This window comes from Dysgonomonas sp. PH5-45, from assembly GCF_029893235.1.
Lineage (GTDB): Bacteria > Bacteroidota > Bacteroidia > Bacteroidales > Dysgonomonadaceae > UBA1309.
This window is the reverse complement of sequence record NZ_JARXWE010000038.1, coordinates 1-18,836: the sequence shown is the minus strand read 5'-3', so window position 1 is coordinate 18,836 and position 18,836 is coordinate 1. Positions and strand designations below refer to the sequence as shown.

Here is an 18,836-nt window from a genome sequence, read left to right as displayed (position 1 = left end):
TCATTAGCAAACCTTTGTTTAGAGAAATAAAGGTTTGCTTCTTTTTTATACCCCCAAAAAAAAGAGACCATCTCATCATTGTGAGACAGCCTCTTAATCTTTAAGTGGGCGTTGACGGATTCGAACCGCCGACCCTCTGCTTGTAAGACAATTTTAGACGTTTTCTTTGGATTTCATATAATTTCATTATTTTGATAATATTATGTATATCAGTAAAATATATAATTTTATTTTCTTCTTATATTTGTTTATTTTCAAATAATCGCTATATTTGCATGCAAATTGCATGTACGCTTTTTGATTTATATACACAATATAAATGCTTATGTTTAAGTATTCTAAAGATGGTGTTTCTGTTTTAACTACACAGGATACACGTAGAAAAAAGCAATCAGGATTATATCCTGTCAAAATTCAGGTTGTATTTAATAGAGTTCAACGCTATTATAATACAGGCAAAGAGCTTTCTCAGGAAGAATGGACTACATTATCAAGTTCCAAAAGTCCGAAGCTTATGGCTGTTCGGTCGGATATAAAGAATTCTTTTGAAAAAATAGAGAATACAGTACGCTCTCTTGTCGAAGAAGGTAGTTTCTCATTCGACAATCTTAATATTCGCTTAGGGAAATGTGTTGGCGATACATTGAACACCGCTTACAAAAATAAGATAAATAGCTTGATAGAAACAGGCACAATCGGTAATTCTTCGGTATATTCATGCTCTTATCGGCATTTAGAGAAATATGCCGGAGATAAAATCGCTTTTGATGCAGTTACCGTTGACTGGTTGAAGAAATACGAAAAATACATGCTTACAGAAGGAAAGAGCTATACCACCGTTTCTATGTATCTCCGCTGTATGCGAGCCATATTCAACGAAGCAAAAAGTGTTGGAATTATAAAAGAGGCTCAATATCCTTTTGGCAGAGGAAAATATGAAATTCCAATCGGTAAAGGAAGAAAAATGGCTCTGACTCTCTCACAAATAAAACAAATCATTACTTATACAGATGGGACAGAAGCTACTGAACATTATCGGGATTTATGGTTTTTCTCCTATCTGTGCAACGGAATCAATATAAATGACTTGCTGAAATTGAAATATTCGAATATTGATGGAGATGAAATTCATTTCTATCGTTCTAAAACCTTGCATACTTCGAAAGAGAAAAAAGAAATTGAAGCATTGATAACTCTTGAAATGAAGCAGATCATCGAGCGATGGGGTAATTCTGATAAAAGTCCAAATAGCCATATTTTTCCTTTTCTTGATGGATACAACACTCCAATGGAACAAAAGAAGCGGACTCAAGATGTTACCCGCAGAATAAATAAGCGTTTGAAGATGATTGGCGACAATTTAGGCATATCGGGAATTAGCACATATACGGCAAGACATTCATTTGCAAGCGTTTTGAAAAGAAGTGGAGCCAATATTGCCTATATTTCCGAAAGTCTTGGTCATTCCGATTTGAAAACGACAGAGAACTATCTGGCATCGTTTGAAAAGGAAGAACGGATTAAGAATGCTGCTTTTTTGACTAACTTTGGAGACGAATAATATATAGGAAACTATATCCCCTTTCGCCCCTTTAAATTCTATGCAAATTATTTTATGAAATCGCACACTTAATTGTTTGATAATTAAAAGATAAAATAGACATTTTCGCATTTCATGAAACGTGAAAATCTTAAATATAATCTATAAACGCATCCACTAGACTCTTAAATAATTCAGATAAGAATAGGATTTGTCACAAAAATCTCATATTTTTGTGACAAAATTAAAGCAGGGTAAAAATGCAATCGATTCATCAGCAGATATTAACGATAATTCATAGCTTTGAACAAGGAAAGATATTCTTTCCTGAGCAATTTGGTCATATAGGCAGTAATGAGTCTATAAGGCAAGCTCTTTCTCGTATCTGCAAAGATGGAATAATAATACGTTTGTCTAAAGGCGTTTACTTATATCCTGTAATTGATAATGAACTAGGAGTTATGTATCCATCTGTCGATACTGTAGCAAAGGCGATAGCTCAGAGGGATAAAGCTCGAATTATACCTACTGGTGCATACGCATTAAATCAATTAGGCTTATCGACCCAAGTTCCGATGAATGTGGTATATCTAACTGATGGCATACCTCGAAAAATCAGTATCGGTAAGCAAACCATTACTTTTAAGCAAACTGCTCCTAAAAACTTCTCATTCAAAAGCGAAGTAACTCCTTTGGTTGTATCTGCATTAAAAGAAATAGGTAGAAACTTAATAACCGACAGCGATTTAGCGCAAATTCAGAAAATCTTACTAGTAGAGGCAAAAGAAATTATAATATCTGATGCTTATATTGCTCCCCAATGGATCACTGATATTATTTTATCACTAATAAATGAATCGGAAAATGAATAAATGGCTCAATATAGAGAAAGAAAGAAGAATAAGCATCATTGAAGACTTATCGAGAAAAGTAGGTTTATCTCCTTTAGCTATCGAAAAAGACTGGTGGGTGACAATGGTATTGAAAGTTCTTTTCTCAACTCCTTTTGCCAATCATCTCTCTTTCAAGGGCGGAACTTCTTTGAGTAAATGCTGGAATCTGATAGAGCGATTTTCCGAAGATGTTGATATTGCGATTGACAGAGAGTTTTTAGGATTTAGTGGAGAATTGTCTAAAACCCAGATTAGTGATAAACTACGACGGGCATCTTGTTCTTTTGTCAGAGAGATCATGAAAATAGAAGTGGAGAAGCAACTGTCAAAATTGGGAATTGATAAGTCTTTATTCGATGTCAAGGTTAATATAACTCCTATTACGACTACTGACCCTGAAATAATTGAAGTCCACTATCATTCAATGTTTTCGGAAGTGTCTTATATTCAAAGCCGAGTTTTAATTGAGGTTAGCGGAAGGTCAATGAATGAACCGATAGAAGAGGTTGAAATAAACACTATGATTTCCCAAGCTTATCCAAATACCTCTTTTACGGAAATACCTTTTTCAATTAGAGTAGTATCTCCTAAAAGGACATTTCTTGAAAAGGCGTGTTTGCTGCATGAAGAGTTTTCGAAGAGTTCTATGGAGGTAAGGTCAGACAGAATGTCAAGACATATATACGATTTGGAAAAATTAATGGATACAGAGATTGCCAAAGAAGCGATGAACGACATTGAGCTATATAAGTCTGTGATTGAGCATCGAAAGAAATTCATTGGGTTAAAAGGATTTGATTACTCAACCCTTTTGCCCCAAACTATATTATTTGTTCCTCCTGCAGAGATTATGCCGAGCTGGGAGGGAGATTATGCGACCATGCAGCAAAGTATGATATACGGAGAGTCTCTTCCTTTCAACAAATTAATAGAGAGGATCACAAAATTAAACGAACGCTTTCGAAAAATTGATATAGATTAATGACTACCCTCCAAAATACATTACTCCTCCTCGAAAACTACAATGCTCTGATTAAATACCATGTCAAAGCATACAAGGAAGGTATATCGGATGAAAGAAAGTTAGACCTTGCTTTTGAGAGTATTCTGGATATAGATATTTTTAAATCGGAAGTTGAGCAAGTCTTGCAACAAGGAGAATATTCCGAAGATTTTGCATACTTATTCAATCGACTCTACCTGCTTGGCCAATCGAATAGTGATTTGTTTGCAAGTTACTCCGCCGTAGAGAAACTTATATATAAGAAATATCCACTCTCCAGAGATTTGGAAAAATTTTCATTTAGTATTTATGAATTTGTTAGGGATGAGGTCTTTTGCAGCAATCTTTGGAATGCTGCAAAAGACCCTCTTGCTAAGATGACGGAATTTCAGTTCAAGAACGATGAGTCAATCCTCTGGCAAACGTATTATCTTCTCCAAAACATTGTGGAAGCATACTTGATACAGGAAAAGCAAGACATAGAGCATCAGCTTTCTTTCAAGTCGGAACCGGATAAAGAGAAATTCATTCAACAACAGAAAGAAATTCGAGCAGAAGAAATTATCAACTTGTCCAATGACTTATGTGATAAGAACCTACCGTTTTTATATACACGAGACAATCCGATGATTTCCCAAGACAACCTTTTCTATCTTCTCCTTTCAGAGGTAATGAATCGGCTTTCTTCTGAAAATTACGTAGAATATGTGCGACTTGATTACCGGAGGTATAGAAAGAAAAGCTATCAGTGGAATTTCGCCAGCTCTTCGCTTGATAATTACTCAGAGCTTCAACCTTTATTCGGTTTTACGAAATTAGTCCGGATACTCGCTAACGCGATGTTTATCAAAGACTATACAGAGTTTGCCGTTAGTGAGCCGACAGAACCCATAGAGGTAATAGAGAACAGACAAGAACTGGAAGAATATTTAGACAGAAGAGACAGGGAACAGGATAAAGAAATAGAAAAGACAAACAGAGCTACAAAACCGGAGTATATTCTGTCGATACCGATTCTTGATTTGATCTATCGAGAATTTAATGAAGAATTATGGGATGATCTTACGATTATGGAGTTTCTTGACATGTTTACCACAGAAGTCAAGAAACAAGATAAGTTCAAATTGAAGCCAAAACAAACAACCCGCTTCTACTTTCTCTTAAAGAAGATTTGGATAAACAGTCCCAATAAATCCCTATTCAATACCGAAAAGGAGTGGGTAACCCCTTTCCTACATAATTACAACCTATCCTACTCTGCTTATACCAACCAATTTATCAGAAACGAAGGGGGAGTGAAGCATCGGAATTTTATGAAATCCGCAGATAAAATACTCCCGAAAGACGAGATAGAATAAAAATCCCAATCGCTGTTCACATAAATTCATAGAGCCGGAAGCTTGCTTTCCGGCTCTTCCCCGTTTGTAACTATCCTATTATCAATATGCTATATTGTAAACTCAGAACGATTCGCAAAGCCAGATAATTCACAAAACTCTTCATATAGAGCCGGCTTACCTTTGTCGGCACAATCGATTGAGTTAATGGCAGGGACGCTTGCTTAGTATTAATCTCAAAACAATTTTTGATATGGGCGATATTATTGTTACCACCGCCGAGCAATTGGAGCAGGTGGTTGTGCAAGCCTTGACAAAGGTCTTGCCGATGAAAGAAAAAGAGAGTTCGGGCATTCCTCCTGATACATGCTCTCTGATGCAAGCGATAGCATTTTTGAAAGAGAATGGCTACGAGCTGAGTAAATCGAAGTTATACAAACTGACTTCGAGCGGACAAATACCATTCCGGCATTTCGGACGACGACTTATCTTCTCTCGGGAAGAACTATTGGAGTGGATAAAGAAAGAAACGGTGTCAAGAAGTGATTCATCTGAAATGCTATTGACATTGGCTAAGAGTGCGAGAAATAAATCGAAACGATAGTTTTTAATTTAATTTTAAAAATATGACAAAGAAAATAGCAGATGTGCCTGACATCAATCAAAAGGAATTTTTGGAAATCATAGCGGGTAAAAGTACCATTGGACGAAGATATCCGCTTACTGAGAAAAGCGAAATCCCTGAGATTAATAAAGAAGATGAGATATCCGAATTATCTGTGCCGACTGAGACAATCAATCTAAGTTCGGATAGAGATAATATGGAACAGGATAAACTTCCCAAGAGGACACTGTCAAGTAAGCAACGCAAATCCAATTTGTGTGAATATCAAGAAATGTTTTTAGGAGTTCCTAAGATTACTGACCGCAAAACGGTATTTATCAGTAATGAGCTTCGGGAACGTATCGTTGAGGTTATCCTCCGACTTGGGACGGAAAAATCAAGTGTGTCAGGTTTTGTTGAGAATCTGGTAAAAGCTCATTTGTCGGATTACGAAGAAGACATTAATGCATGGCGAAAACTGTAAAGTCAAATGGGATAGGTCTGTTTAGTCGACCGACCTATCCTCTAAATGGAACGCTTGCGTTCTTTTTAGAGGAGCGAGGTTATGTTTTCATTACATGAAAACCCTCGCTTTGGCTATCGCCAAAGGGAAAAACCGCTCCCGATGGTCGCCGTTTTAAGGAATCTCAATGTGAAATAAAGAGTGAGCAACGACAATAAAGATACTAACAGGAAGAAAGGCGGTCGCCCCAAGGCGAATGCTGTCAGCCGGAAGAGCAAGACCGTTGGGGTTTGCTTCTCCGAGCATGAACTCTATGCCATACGGCACAGGGCGACCAAAGCCAAACTTCCCGTTAGTGTTTATTGTCATGATGCGATTCTGAACGGCGTTATCAAAGAACCATTAAAGAAAGAAGAATTGGATTTGCTTCGTAACCTTTCCAACATGGGGAACAACCTCAATCAGCTTGCGAAATCTGCCAAGTTTTTAAGTACAAAACGGCTCGAAAATGAGGCATTACCCTTGCTTGATGCTATCAAAACAATTATTAATAAGCTGTCGGATGATTGGAAAAATAGTAAAAGGGAGAAGCTTTAAGGGGTGCGTTTCCTACGTTTTGGACGATAAAAACGCTCAAATATTGGCAACGGAGGGCGTATTGGAAACCGATACGCAGTCCATTATCAACAGCTTTTATATGCAAAGTCTGCTCAATCCCAACCTGTCGAAATGTGTCGGGCATATCCCGCTCTCGTTCTCTCCCGATGATAAACAGCGGATGACAGACCAATTCCTGGAACGCATAGCCAAAGAGTATATGCAGGCAATGGGAATAAAGAACACACAGTATCTAATCGTCCGCCACAGCAACACGAACCACCCTCATTTACATATTGTGTTTAATCGGGTGGATTATGACGGTAAAACCATATCCGATAAGAACGACCGCTATCGAAACGAAAAGGTCTGCAAACAGCTAAAGGATAAGTATAACCTTACTTACGGCAAGGGCAAAGAGAATGTTAATGAACAGAAGTTAAAGGGAGCGGAGCAAACCAAGTATGAAATCTACTATGCGATAAAAGGCATATTGCCCAAAGCCAAAAGCTGGCAACAGTTTGAAGACGCTCTCAAACAAAAAGGCATATCCATAGAATACAAACTCAAAGGGCAGACCGATGAGGTGCAGGGTATATCCTTTAAGAAAGGAGAGTATTCTTTCAAAGGTTCTGATGTGGACCGGAAGTTCAGCTATGGCAAGCTGAACGTGCAGTTCGGCGAAAATAACCCTGTTCAGGAACAGGAGCAAATGGCTACTCCGAAAAAGACGGGCGACACGTTTCCGGAAAATATCGTATCAGGCGTGGGTGATGCACTATCAGCCGTAGGCAGTTTGTTCGACATTCAGCCCTCGAATCAGGATGAGGACGAAGCGGAATATCTGCGTCAACAGGCATTGAAAAAGAAAAAGAAGCCTGAAAAGCGCAGAGGCATAAGAAGATAAAAAACGAATAATTAACAGATTAAAAAAACAAACAACATGAGTAAATCAGTATCAAACGATGCTTTATGGGAAAAGTTATCGGAAATAGAAGAGAAAATAAACCGGCATTTAAAGGAACAAAAGGTATCCCACCCAATAGAAGAACAAGTTGATTTAACTCCCGAGTTAAGGGCAAGTAAAGATGAAATTGTCGAAATATTTAAGAAGAGTATTCAGGGGCTTGGAACACATTGCGACTCTCATTTTAAAACAATGTATAAGCATCTTGAGCAGTTGGAAAAAGACACAGAAGGGACATATAAGGTGTTGGCTTCTATAAGTGCCATACTGCAAGAGTCAAAAAAGCAACAGGAAACAAAGCCAGAACCAGAACAGGATAAATCCTACCTTTATTTCAAGTTTTTCAAAGTCAGGAAATCCTCTATAGTGATTACCGTGCTGGGCTTGCTGGTGCTTACCCTAACGGTATTTTGCATGAAACAGCAGAACGATTATACGCTTTTGAATAACGTGTACTACAGGCAAAGCATTGTCCTTAAAGAAATACAAGCGGAAGTAGATAGCCTTCAAATCAAGGTCAAACCCAAAAATGAAATGAAGCAAAAATAGTTTTTTCATCTGCTATACAAATATATAGAGCAAGAATAAAACAGCAAGACCAAGCACAGTTTTACAAGAAATCTTCCTTTTCATTCTGAAAAGTGTATTTCTCATAAAAGTCTTGCCTAATTTATTCTTGCTTTATTGGGGGCGTATAACAGTTGAAAAAGGCAAGAAATAAAGCTTTTGCACTATAGTTGAGGCTGTTTCTTAAATATTTGGTATCTTTGAGCCTTAAAATATTTAACTATAAAGGGAAGTGTCTTATGATCAGAGAAACCCAAATAGAAGAACAATTTATAAGAAAGCTCAGGGAGCTAAAATATACCTATCGTGAAGATATTCGTGATAGGAAAACACTTGATAAAAATTTCCGCGAGAAATTTGAGGCTCTCAATCGAGTGAAATTGACGGATAGCGAATTTGAACGACTTAAAACAGATATTATAAACCCTGATGTTTTTGCGGCTTCGAAGTTGTTACGGACTCGAAATTACTTTCAACGTGAAGATGGCACTCCTTTACATTACACTTTAGTCAATATAAAAGACTGGTGTAAAAATGAATATGAGGTTGTTAATCAATTGAGAATAAATACCGAGAACAGCAATCAGCGATATGATGTTATTATCCTTATCAATGGGATTCCCGTTGTTCAAGTGGAACTTAAGACATTAGATGTTCAGCCACGTAAAGCCATGCAGCAAATTGTTGATTATAAAAATGAACCCGGCAATGGCTATACAAATTCATTGATGTGTTTCATGCAGTTGTTTATTGTAAGCAATAGAAGCAACACCCTTTACTTTGCCAACAACAAGAAGCAACATTTTAGTTTCGATGCAGACGAGCAATTTTTACCTGTTTATCAATATGCTGATGAACAAAATAAAAAAATCACTCATATAGATTCCTTCGCTGAAAAATTCCTTCCCAAATGTACATTGGGCGAGCTAATCAGTAAATACATGGTTCTGATTGAAAGTGAGCAAAAAATGTTGGTAATGCGTCCATATCAAATTTATGCTGTAAAAGCTATTGTGGATTGTATTCACCAAAATCGTGGCAACGGTTATATCTGGCATACTACCGGAAGTGGTAAAACACTAACTTCTTTCAAAGCTTCTACATTGTTAAAAGATAATTCTGATATTGAGAAATGTCTTTTTGTAGTTGACCGTAAAGACTTGGACAGGCAAACCCGTGAGGAGTTCAATAAATTTCAAGAAGGTAGCGTAGAGGAAAATACAAATACCGAAACACTCGTAAGACGATTGCTCTCTACGGATTATGCCGATAAAGTAATTGTTACCACTATACAGAAGTTAGGCTTGGCATTAGACGAAAATAATAGGAGGAATTATAAAGAACGATTAGAGCCTTTGAGTAAAAAGAGAGTTGTTTTCATTTTTGATGAATGTCACCGTTCACAGTTTGGAGATAATCATAGAGCGATTAAAGAATTCTTTCCAAATGCGCAACTCTTTGGATTTACCGGCACACCTATTTTTGACGACAATGCTACTTATAATATCCGTGAAGGAGAGCGGGCTTCTTACAAAACTACCGATGATATTTTTGAAAAACAATTGCATGCCTATACCATAACCCACGCAATAGATGATAAAAACGTATTGCGCTTCCATGTGGATTATTTCAAGGGACAAGGCAATGTTCAACCCAAATCCGGAGAAGCGATTGCTCAACAAGCCGTGATTGAAGCTATACTTGATAAACATAACGCTGCCACCAGCTCAAAACGTTTTAATGCTGTTTTAGCTACCGCTTCTATCAACAATGCAATAGAATATTATCGTTTATTCAAAGAAATTCAAATACAGAAGAAAACTGAGAATCCGGATTATGTTCCACTTAATATAGCCTGCGTTTTCTCCCCTCCTGCTGAAGGGAACAAGGATATTCAACAAATTCAAGAAGATTTAGAACAGGAAAAAGAAGACAACAAGCAGAATCCAGATGAGAAGAAAGCGGCATTAAAAACAATTATTGATGACTATAATCAACAATACAAAACAAATCATAGTATTAACGAATTCGATTTGTACTATCAAGATGTGCAAAAGCGTATCAAAGACCATAAATATAATAATTCCGACTATCCACACAAAAACAAAATCGACATAACAATTGTGGTTGATATGTTACTCACAGGTTTTGATTCCAAATACCTGAACACACTTTATGTGGATAAGAATTTGAAATACCATGGACTGATACAAGCTTTTTCTCGCACAAACCGTGTGCTTAATGATACCAAGCCATATGGGAATATCTTAGATTTTCGCCACCAACAGGAAGCTGTGAATACTGCTATTTCTTTATTTTCAGGAGAAAAGGATAAAGAAGAGGCAAGAAAAATATGGTTGGTTGATTCTGCCCCGGTAGTTATAGAGAAATATAGAGAAGCTGTCGCCAAGTTGGACGATTTTATGGCGAAAAATGATTTAGCTTGTGACCCGGAAGCGGTTTATAATCTAAGAGGGGACGCGGCTCGGATAGCATTTATCAACAATTTTAAAGAAGTACAACGATTAAAAAGAGAGCTTGACCAATACACGGATATGGATGAAGAACAGCAAGCTCAAATTGAGAAAATATTATCGGAAGAGACCTTGCGTTCGTTCAGAAGTTCATATATAGAGACAGCAAAACAGTTCAGAGAAATACAACAGAAAGAAGGTCCCCAAGCTCCTCCCGCTGTTCAACAACTCGATTTTGAGTTTGTACTTTTTGCTTCCACGTTGATTGACTATGATTATATCATGGAGTTGATTGCCGATAGCACTCAAAAGAAACCGGCGAAACAAAAAATGACAAAATCGCAGATAATCAGTCTGCTTACGTCAAATTCAAATTTATTGGATGAGCAAGAAGATCTGACTGATTATATTAATAGTTTGGATTGGAATAGCGGTCAGGATGTGAATATGCTGCGTGAAGGATATGAAACATTTAAGATAGAGAAAAGTAACAAAGAGTTAATGGCGATAGCCAACAAACATGATTTACAGATAGTAATGTTAAAAACCTTTACCGACCAGATTGTAAACCGAATGATTTTTGATGGGGAAAAACTGACAGATCTATTAGAGCCATTGGAATTAAGCTGGAAAGAGCGACGAGTAAAAGAACTTGCCTTGATGGAGGATTTAGTTCCTCATTTGAAGAAGCAAGTTCAAGGACGTGAAATATCGGGGTTAGCTGCTTATGAGTAATCAACCTAAAATATATACTTACAAAACATTATCAAATCTTGTCACAAGGTTGCGCGATGACTTGAATAATCATCTTTTTGTTTTAATCTATGCTTATAATGGGACAGGGAAAACTCGTTTATCCGTAGAATTTAAAAATAAGGGGAAAAAGCAAGATATTGGAGATACCCTCTATTTTAATGCATTTACAGAAGACCTATTTAATTGGGATAACGATTTGGAAAATGATTTAGAACGAATTCTTAAAGTAAATGTTGATTCGAAATTCTTCAATGGATTTAAAGAATTAGCATTAGAAGAAAAAATCTTTGCTTATTTAGAACGTTATGCGGAGTTTGATTTTAAATTCGATTATGAAAACTGGAATGTTACATTTAGCAAAAGGATTCCAAATCCAGATCATAAACCTGATACGGAAGAACCAGAGTTTATCATTAAAGACAACATTAAAATATCCAGAGGCGAAGAAAATATTTTCATATGGTGTATTTTTCTTGCAATTTGCGAATTAACTATTGATGGAGCAGAGTCATATAGCTGGGTTAAGTATATTTATATAGATGATCCTATTTCTTCGTTGGATGACAACAATGCTATTGCTGTTGCCAGTGATTTATCGCAATTGTTGAAAAAAGGAAAGGATAATCTAAAATTTATAATTTCATCTCATCATAGTTTGTTTTTTAATGTAGTCTGTAATGAATTTAAAAAATATAAATGTAAGCGTTATTTTTTGCATAGGAACGGACATGAAGGATATACTTTACAAGCGACAGATGAAACTCCTTTTTTTCATCATGTTGCATTATTGAGTGAACTTAAAAAAGTGAAGGATTCCGGAAAAATTAACACTTATCATTTTAATATCTTGCGGGGCATTCTGGAAAAAACATCTACTTTTTTTGGTCATGATGATTTTTCTAAATGTATTCATGGAATAGAGGATGAGGTGCTTTATTCACGTGCATTAAACCTATTAAGCCATGGGAAATATTCTATTTACGAACCCGTTGAAATGGGAGAAGACAACAAGATGCTTTTCAAGAGTATCTTGCAGGCTTTTTTGGATAAATATCAGTTTGACTTACCCGTACTTATTGTTGAAGAAAAGCAGACTTCAGCTGAATCAAAAAAGGATTTGGAAAAGCTCATTGTACAGAATGATTCAGAACCTGCAGAAAGAGAAATCGAAAGACGAACCTCACCTAAAATAGTTGGAAAAATAGATCTTTCTCAGTTTGAAAAATTTGAGAGAAAGAGGAATATAAAGAAATAATCAATATGACAATACAAGATCAAAAGCAATTGGGTAAAACCCTTTGGGATATAGCAGATCAATTACGTGGAGCAATGAATGCGGATGATTTTCGTGATTATATGTTATCCTTTCTATTTCTTCGTTATTTGTCAGACAATTACGAAGAGGCTGCGAAGAAAGAATTGGGGAAAGATTATCCTAAATTAGAAGAAAATGATAAACATACCGCTTTGGGATTATGGTATAAAGCAAACGAAGCCGATGTGCCTGATTTTGAGAAACAAATGCGGCGAAAAGTTCATTATGTTATAAAACCGCAGCATTTGTGGAGTAATATTGCTGAATTGGCTCGCACGCAAAATGATGAACTCTTAGCTACACTTGAGGAAGGTTTTCGATACATAGAAAACGAATCATTTGAAAGTACATTCCAAGGACTGTTTTCTGAAATCAATCTCAATTCCGAAAAGTTGGGTAAAACAGCCACAGAAAGGAACAAAAAACTTTGTACTATTATCCAAAAAATTGCGGAAGGGATAGCTTCGTTTTCCACTGATACAGATATATTGGGCGATGCCTATGAATATCTCATTAGTCAATTCGCAGCAGGTTCAGGCAAGAAAGCAGGAGAATTTTACACTCCGCAACAAATATCCACCATTTTATCTAAAATAGTCATTTTAGATAGCCAGAATCCGGAACTTGGTGAAAAAGGGAAATTGAATAAAGTCTTGGATTTCGCCTGCGGTTCAGGCTCTTTGCTGTTGAATGTTCGCAGACAACTGGAAGAGAGCGGAGGTAGTATTGGAAAGATATATGGGCAAGAGAAAAATATTACCACTTACAACCTTGCTCGCATGAATATGTTGTTACATGGACTAAAGGATACTGAATTTGAAATTCACCATGGTGACACCTTGTCAAACGATTGGGATATACTGAATGAAATGAATCCGGCAAAGAAAATGGAATTTGATGGGATTGTTGCCAATCCTCCTTTCAGTTTGCGATGGGAGCCAAACGATACACTTGCCGAAGATTTTCGTTTTAAAAGCTATGGCTTAGCTCCTAAATCTGCGGCTGATTTCGCATTCCTTTTACATGGTTTCCATTTCCTATCTAATGAAGGAACAATGGCAATCATACTTCCCCATGGGGTTTTATTCCGTAGTGGTGCAGAAGAGCGAATTCGTACTAAATTTTTGAAAGACAATAATATTGATACTGTAATAGGGTTACCTTCTAATTTGTTTTTTTCTACAGGTATTCCTGTTTGTATTTTAGTTCTAAAAAAATGTAAGCGGTTCGATGATGTTCTTTTCATAAATGCAAGTGAATGTTACAAGAAAGACAAACGCCAAAATCGTTTACGTGAAGGAGAGGACGGATTGCCGAATGATATAGAAAAAATTATTGAAACATATCAATTCCGTAAAGAAGAAGAACGTTACTCTCGTCGAGTTCCATTAAGTGAAATTGAGCAAAACGGCTACAATCTAAATATCTCTCGATATGTTAGTACATTTGTTGAAGATGAGCCTGTTGACATTCATGCGGTAATGAAAGAAATCAAAGAACTTGAGGCTAAACGAGCAGATTTAGACAAGGAAATCGAAGTGTACTTAAAAGAGTTAGGATTAGTCCTTTAATTTTTTTGCTTTTTAAAATCCTTAATTCAATAGATTAAGAATAAAAATGACTGAGATGACAGAAGAAAAGAAAATAAAGGGCAATTTCCCAAATTTGAGATTTCCAGAGTTTGAGGGGGAGTGGAGATGGTATAAGTTAGGAGATATAGCTAATAAAGTAAATAGTGGAAAGACTCCTTTAGGTGGTGAAGCTGTTTATACAAAAGAAGGTGTGCTTTTTATACGAAGTCAAAATGTAAATAACGACAAGTTAGATTTGGACAATTCTGTATTCATCCCAGAAATCATAAATCGACAAATGGAGAATAGTGTCGTCCAACCTAATGACATACTTCTTAATATAACTGGAGCATCGTTAGGGCGAAGCTGTGTCGTTCCTAATAATTTTGAATCTGGAAATGTAAATCAACACGTCTGTATAATAAGATTGAATAAACAATATAACCCAAGATTTGTACAACCTTTATTCTCATCAAACAAAGGTCAGGCAATTCTCACTAATTTGCAAACTGGGAGCGGTAGAGAAGGACTAACCTTTGAAAGCCTCAAGAGTATAAAAATCTCTATTCCAGTTCTTGAAGAACAACAAAAAATAGCTTCATTTCTGTCGCTAATAGATGAGAGAATTATAACCCAAAACAAAATAATTGAGGAATTTAAGTTGTTAAAGAGTACGCTTAGTAAGCGATTATTACTAAATGAATCATGGGAACAATTCCAAATTGCAGACATAGCTTCACTTGGGCGAGGTCGAGTAATTAGCTCTGTTGAAATTAGTAAACAGCGAAACCCTAAGTACCCACTATATTCTTCGCAGACCTCAAATCATGGAATTATGGGATATTTAGATACTTATGATTTTGATGGCGAATATGTAACTTGGACTACAGATGGGGCAAATGCAGGAACTGTATTTTATAGAAACGGGAAATTTAATTGCACAAATGTTTGTGGTACACTAAAAATAAGTAGTAACCATAATCCATATTTTGTAGCTCTTTGTTTAAACCTTATTGCAAAGAAATATGTTTTTGTCAATTTAGCAAATCCAAAGCTAATGAACAATGTAATGGCGAGTATAAAAATTCATCTTCCTGAAATTAAAGAACAAAACAGGCTTGTCAAGTTATTTGTAAGTATCGTAAATAAAATTCAATGCGAAGTCTCAATATTAGAAGCACTTCGAGAAAAAAAGAATTACTTTCTTCAACAAATGTTTATATGAACATCTCTCGGAGAAGATACTTTTTTTGTTTGCATAACAAAACACAAAGAGATCTTTCTGCCTCTATTTTGCAGTCAAATGCAAATAACAATCTTGCTATCGAATTTTGCTTCTCAACATCCGGAACAGGAACTATTACATCTTCTACTTCCGAAATATAATGACGTTTGTGCTCATTCGATGATAAACTTAGAAAAGAAAGGTATTCAAACATATATCTCAAATTAATTTCAGATTTCGGTGTCAAAATCTTTATTGCTGAAGATTTTACCTTAAAAGAGAAGTCAACATATTTAATGTCCATTGTGAAATCATCGAAAATAATGCAATCTCCTTTGTCATAAATTCCATACTGTTCATCAGTATATCCCAAAACAAATGCTTTGTTTGCAGTAAGAACAGGGATTAACGTTGGATTTTCCAAATAGCCCACATTTTCAACTATATACTTAGTTGGCTGTTCATACTCAAGTAAATGCCTAATCTTTGATTTTTTGAAATCAGATTTTCGTATTTTTTCAAATATTTTGTTCCGTAGCGTACTCCCAAAGGAAAAATAATCCTTTATTAAAGGGATTATAGATTATATTTTCAGGAACAAAAAGAAAAATGTTAAGCTGAAGGACTGTCTTATATGTCATTCCTCAACATTAACAGAAAGTGAAGTTCTAGCAAATGAAGGAATGTATCCGGTCTATGGTGCTTCTGGCATTTTCGCTCATTTCTCTCAACACCATGTAAATGGAGATTCAATTTTAATAATAAAAGATGGATCAAATGTCGGAAAGTTACAATATGCTTCTGATAAATACTCCGTCATTGGAACTTTAAACTATCTTATGGCAAAAAATGGTGTATGCCTGAAATATATCTACTACTGTATGCAAAGTCTTAGTTTTGAAAAATATAGGGTTGGCTCAGGTATTCCTCATATTTATTTTAAAGATTATGGTAAAGAGTTAATACATTGTCCGGAATTTACAGAGCAAGAAAGAATAGCTAAAGTTTTATCCACAATCGACTATAAAATTATTATAGAGAAAAACATTCTTGGAAAGTTCTATAAACAAAAAAGTTATCTACTCCAAAACCTTTTTATATAAACATTTGTCGAAGCAAATATTCTTTCTGTTTTTGAAATGTAGACAGTAGATTCTTCTCAATAGAAATTTTCTCTTGGAATAGCCTTAGCCCAATGGTAACTTTATTTTGTTCTTCAAGTGATGGAATTTCTATTTTAGCATCCTTAACTTCATTATAGTGTAAATGAACAATTGTACTTCCTTTGGCATATCTAGCTAACTCGTTCTTATAGATATAATTAAACAGATAGCTGAGATATTCATTGTTAAATTTCTCATTTATATGAATGCCAAACATATCGCCTCCTAAAATGACACCTTCTTTTAGAATTGCAGATGGAGAAATTAAGGAATATGCATCCACAGTTGTAGAAGATGGAAATAGCAAATCATTGCTTGAACTAAGAGTTAATTTATTCCCATCTTTTGCCGTTCGGCTTTTTATTTCATTGATAACGCATCCATAAGTGGTGAATAATTCACCATATAGAATACATTCTGCCCCTGTCTCAGATAAATTTTCCTTCGATAAGTTCATTACACTAAAATATTCTCCCAGTTCTTTTACAAGATAATCCTCTCGGGCACTTCTTTTAAAATGATAATCTATAATCCCTTTAATTAGGGACTCATATTTCTCAATTATTTTGTTTTGGGTTTCAATACGTTGGTCAAGTAGAGAAAGGAATTTTGCTATTTTTGACTGTTCGATCTTATTTGGCAACGCAATCTGCAAGGAAAAAATAGTTTCAGAATCCAATTTTCCAGCACCTATACCTGTACCAGTAACTAAGCTTTTTAAAAACGTCTCTTTGGACTGAAACCAGTATAAGACAAAGAGCGAAGTTGATTTATTACCAACAACTATTCCCTTGACATCTTGATTAAATGCAACGTCTATCAGGTTATAACAAATAGGAATTCTATTCCAAAGCATACTTCCTCTTACTAATAATAACAAATTCTCTTTTTGAAGCAATCTAGATCCTTTCTCTAATCCAATGTCTGTAATGTATTGAGTAGAAGATGAAATATAGGTATTATGCATTGAGATCGCTGAAATCAAAGGGATATTTCCGTTCCAATAATCAGGAGATTGCATAGGTGGTGTTCCGCCACTAAACATATGAATAACATCTCTAAGTTCATACCATTTCCACTCCTCTGTAAACTCCGGGAATCTCAAATTTGGGAAATTGAGGATATTTGGCACATAAAAGCTTTCTGTGTATATTCTTTTGAGTAATAATATTAAAATCAGAAAAATATGACAAAAGAAGTAGAGATTAGTAAGGTCATCGACCTTTGGAAAAAAGACAAAAAGCAGTATGTAAAGAAGTCAAGTTATTCTGCGTATATGCTTTTAATTGAGAATCATCTGTTGCCAAGTTTTGGAAATAAGCTTAGTGTTGAAGAGCCAGATATTCAGGAGTTTGTATTCAGGAAGCTGGACGAAGGGTTAAGTCAAAAAACTATCAAGGATATCCTTATCGTTTTGAAGATGATCTTGAAGTTTGGGGTTAAAAACAAACTTCTTGAGTATCAGCAATTCGACGTCCAATTTCCAACAGAAAGAGAACGGTACGAGATCGAAGTTCTAAGTAAAAGCAACCAGAAGAAAATCATGAATTATGTCCAAGAGCATTTTACGTTTAAGAACTTAGGAATCTATATCTGTTTGAGTGCAGGCATCCGGATTGGAGAGATTTGCGCTTTGACATGGGATGACATAGATACCGAAACTGGTATTATCAATATTAGGAAGACAATCCAACGGATTTATGTTATCGAAGATAATGATAGACGAACGGAGCTTATCCTTGACACTCCCAAAACAAAGAATTCTATTCGAGATATTCCGATGAGTAGAGATTTACTGAAAATGCTAAAGCCGATCAAGAAAGTGGTAAATAGTTCATTTTATCTATTAACCAACGATTTCAAGCCCACAGAACCCCGCACCTATAGAAACTACTACAAGAAACTGATGAAAAAGTTAGATATGCCGGAACTGAAATTTCATGGACTAAGACATAGTTTCGCCACGAGATGTATTGAGAGCAATTGCGATTATAAAACAGTGAGCGTAATCTTGGGGCACTCAAATATCAGCACTACCCTGAATCTATATGTTCATCCGAATATGGAACAGAAAAAGAAGTGCATTGACCAAATGTTTAAGACATTAAGATAAAGCGGCTGACCTCAAGATAAAAGTACTTCTCCAAAACAGCTTGAGGTCAGTAAACTATTGCCTTGTAATAAAGGTAAAAATACGATACAGTTCTTTACAAGCAATATTGATAGCTTTTCAAAAGGTGATAATAGTTTTCTTTATATTATCTGATTTGGGGTCAGCGGATTTTCCCGGTTGATAAACCTTGTCACATATCACGAATATAGCATCGCCAGTCTGTACATAAAGAACTTAATATCTCCCAC

At 35.7% G+C, this 18,836-nt stretch carries 17 protein-coding genes; 15 read left to right on the top strand and 2 right to left on the bottom strand.

Annotated elements, in window-relative coordinates; genetic code table 11:
• Positions 1–325 precede the first annotated feature (325 nt).
• The 13 genes from M2132_RS10995 (at position 326) to M2132_RS10935 (ending at position 15,312) form a co-directional block, all read left to right on the top strand.
• Complete coding sequence (locus M2132_RS10995) at positions 326–1,561, top strand: site-specific integrase (protein WP_280673504.1); 1,236 nt, start codon at positions 326–328, stop codon at positions 1,559–1,561.
• Positions 1,562–1,800: 239 nt separating this feature from the next.
• Complete coding sequence (locus M2132_RS10990) at positions 1,801–2,412, top strand: DUF6088 family protein (protein ID WP_280673503.1); 612 nt, start codon at positions 1,801–1,803, stop codon at positions 2,410–2,412.
• Positions 2,405–3,415: a nucleotidyl transferase AbiEii/AbiGii toxin family protein gene (locus tag M2132_RS10985; RefSeq protein ID WP_280673502.1), complete on the top strand. Its 1,011-nt coding sequence runs from the start codon at positions 2,405–2,407 to the stop codon at positions 3,413–3,415. The genes M2132_RS10990 and M2132_RS10985 overlap by 8 nt, the downstream gene beginning before the upstream one ends.
• On the top strand, positions 3,415–4,794 hold the full coding sequence (locus tag M2132_RS10980) for a hypothetical protein (RefSeq protein ID WP_280673500.1): 1,380 nt from the start codon (positions 3,415–3,417) through the stop codon (positions 4,792–4,794). Before M2132_RS10985 ends, M2132_RS10980 begins: the two co-directional genes overlap by 1 nt.
• A gap of 232 nt (positions 4,795–5,026) precedes the next feature.
• The gene (locus M2132_RS10975; RefSeq protein ID WP_280673497.1) at positions 5,027–5,377 is read left to right on the top strand and encodes a helix-turn-helix domain-containing protein; all 351 of its coding nucleotides are present in this window, start codon (positions 5,027–5,029) and stop codon (positions 5,375–5,377) included.
• Between the two features lie 22 nt (positions 5,378–5,399).
• Entirely contained in the window at positions 5,400–5,861 is a 462-nt protein-coding gene (locus M2132_RS10970) for a DUF3408 domain-containing protein (RefSeq protein ID WP_280673495.1), read from the top strand.
• 180 nt (positions 5,862–6,041) lie between these two features.
• Positions 6,042–6,437, top strand: a complete 396-nt coding sequence (locus M2132_RS10965) for a plasmid mobilization protein (protein ID WP_280673493.1) — start codon at positions 6,042–6,044, stop codon at positions 6,435–6,437.
• Complete coding sequence (locus M2132_RS10960) at positions 6,403–7,344, top strand: relaxase/mobilization nuclease domain-containing protein (RefSeq protein ID WP_280673491.1); 942 nt, start codon at positions 6,403–6,405, stop codon at positions 7,342–7,344. Before M2132_RS10965 ends, M2132_RS10960 begins: the two co-directional genes overlap by 35 nt.
• Before the next feature lie 36 nt (positions 7,345–7,380).
• A complete protein-coding gene (locus M2132_RS10955) occupies positions 7,381–7,953 on the top strand; it encodes a hypothetical protein (protein ID WP_280673489.1) in 573 nt (190 codons plus the stop codon).
• Positions 7,954–8,210: 257 nt separating this feature from the next.
• Positions 8,211–11,180, top strand: a complete 2,970-nt coding sequence (locus M2132_RS10950; RefSeq protein ID WP_280673488.1) for a type I restriction endonuclease subunit R — start codon at positions 8,211–8,213, stop codon at positions 11,178–11,180.
• The gene (locus tag M2132_RS10945; RefSeq protein WP_280673487.1) at positions 11,173–12,456 is read left to right on the top strand and encodes an AAA family ATPase; all 1,284 of its coding nucleotides are present in this window, start codon (positions 11,173–11,175) and stop codon (positions 12,454–12,456) included. The genes M2132_RS10950 and M2132_RS10945 overlap by 8 nt, the downstream gene beginning before the upstream one ends.
• A gap of 5 nt (positions 12,457–12,461) precedes the next feature.
• The gene (locus tag M2132_RS10940; RefSeq protein WP_280673485.1) at positions 12,462–14,087 is read left to right on the top strand and encodes a type I restriction-modification system subunit M; all 1,626 of its coding nucleotides are present in this window, start codon (positions 12,462–12,464) and stop codon (positions 14,085–14,087) included.
• Between the two features lie 55 nt (positions 14,088–14,142).
• Positions 14,143–15,312, top strand: coding sequence for a restriction endonuclease subunit S (locus tag M2132_RS10935; RefSeq protein WP_280698302.1), 1,170 nt, complete (start codon positions 14,143–14,145; stop codon positions 15,310–15,312).
• Here the strand turns inward: M2132_RS10935 and M2132_RS10930 are convergent.
• Entirely contained in the window at positions 15,305–15,826 is a 522-nt protein-coding gene (locus M2132_RS10930; RefSeq protein WP_280673505.1) for a restriction endonuclease subunit S, read from the bottom strand. The two genes, M2132_RS10935 and M2132_RS10930, sit on opposite strands and share 8 nt — an antisense overlap.
• A 52-nt stretch (positions 15,827–15,878) precedes the next feature.
• Here M2132_RS10930 and M2132_RS10925 point away from each other — a divergent pair, with 52 nt between their 5' ends.
• Positions 15,879–16,415 carry a restriction endonuclease subunit S gene (locus M2132_RS10925; protein ID WP_348523155.1) on the top strand — a complete coding sequence of 179 codons (537 nt, stop codon included), beginning with the start codon at positions 15,879–15,881 and terminating at the stop codon, positions 16,413–16,415.
• On the opposite strand, the gene M2132_RS10920 is transcribed toward M2132_RS10925, so the two are convergent.
• Entirely contained in the window at positions 16,408–17,607 is a 1,200-nt protein-coding gene (locus M2132_RS10920; protein ID WP_280698300.1) for a restriction endonuclease subunit S, read from the bottom strand. The two genes, M2132_RS10925 and M2132_RS10920, sit on opposite strands and share 8 nt — an antisense overlap.
• Before the next feature lie 54 nt (positions 17,608–17,661).
• On the opposite strand from M2132_RS10920, the gene M2132_RS10915 reads away from it, so the two are divergent.
• A complete protein-coding gene (locus tag M2132_RS10915; RefSeq protein ID WP_280673477.1) occupies positions 17,662–18,588 on the top strand; it encodes a site-specific integrase in 927 nt (308 codons plus the stop codon).
• Positions 18,589–18,836: the final 248 nt, after the last annotated feature.

What these genes read in the sequence shown, in the direction of transcription:
- M2132_RS10935 (WP_280698302.1), top strand. Translation starts at nt 14,143, where the DNA reads ATGACAGAAGAAAAGAAAATAAAGGGCAATTTCCCAAATTTGAGATTT.
- M2132_RS10980 (WP_280673500.1), top strand. Translation starts at nt 3,415, where the DNA reads ATGACTACCCTCCAAAATACATTACTCCTCCTCGAAAACTACAATGCT.
- M2132_RS10940 (WP_280673485.1), top strand. Translation starts at nt 12,462, where the DNA reads ATGACAATACAAGATCAAAAGCAATTGGGTAAAACCCTTTGGGATATA.
- M2132_RS10990 (WP_280673503.1), top strand. Translation starts at nt 1,801, where the DNA reads ATGCAATCGATTCATCAGCAGATATTAACGATAATTCATAGCTTTGAA.
- M2132_RS10915 (WP_280673477.1), top strand. Translation starts at nt 17,662, where the DNA reads ATGACAAAAGAAGTAGAGATTAGTAAGGTCATCGACCTTTGGAAAAAA.
- M2132_RS10995 (WP_280673504.1), top strand. Translation starts at nt 326, where the DNA reads ATGTTTAAGTATTCTAAAGATGGTGTTTCTGTTTTAACTACACAGGAT.
- M2132_RS10960 (WP_280673491.1), top strand. Translation starts at nt 6,403, where the DNA reads ATGATTGGAAAAATAGTAAAAGGGAGAAGCTTTAAGGGGTGCGTTTCC.
- M2132_RS10975 (WP_280673497.1), top strand. Translation starts at nt 5,027, where the DNA reads ATGGGCGATATTATTGTTACCACCGCCGAGCAATTGGAGCAGGTGGTT.
- M2132_RS10945 (WP_280673487.1), top strand. Translation starts at nt 11,173, where the DNA reads ATGAGTAATCAACCTAAAATATATACTTACAAAACATTATCAAATCTT.
- M2132_RS10985 (WP_280673502.1), top strand. Translation starts at nt 2,405, where the DNA reads ATGAATAAATGGCTCAATATAGAGAAAGAAAGAAGAATAAGCATCATT.
- M2132_RS10955 (WP_280673489.1), top strand. Translation starts at nt 7,381, where the DNA reads ATGAGTAAATCAGTATCAAACGATGCTTTATGGGAAAAGTTATCGGAA.
- M2132_RS10970 (WP_280673495.1), top strand. Translation starts at nt 5,400, where the DNA reads ATGACAAAGAAAATAGCAGATGTGCCTGACATCAATCAAAAGGAATTT.
- M2132_RS10950 (WP_280673488.1), top strand. Translation starts at nt 8,211, where the DNA reads ATGATCAGAGAAACCCAAATAGAAGAACAATTTATAAGAAAGCTCAGG.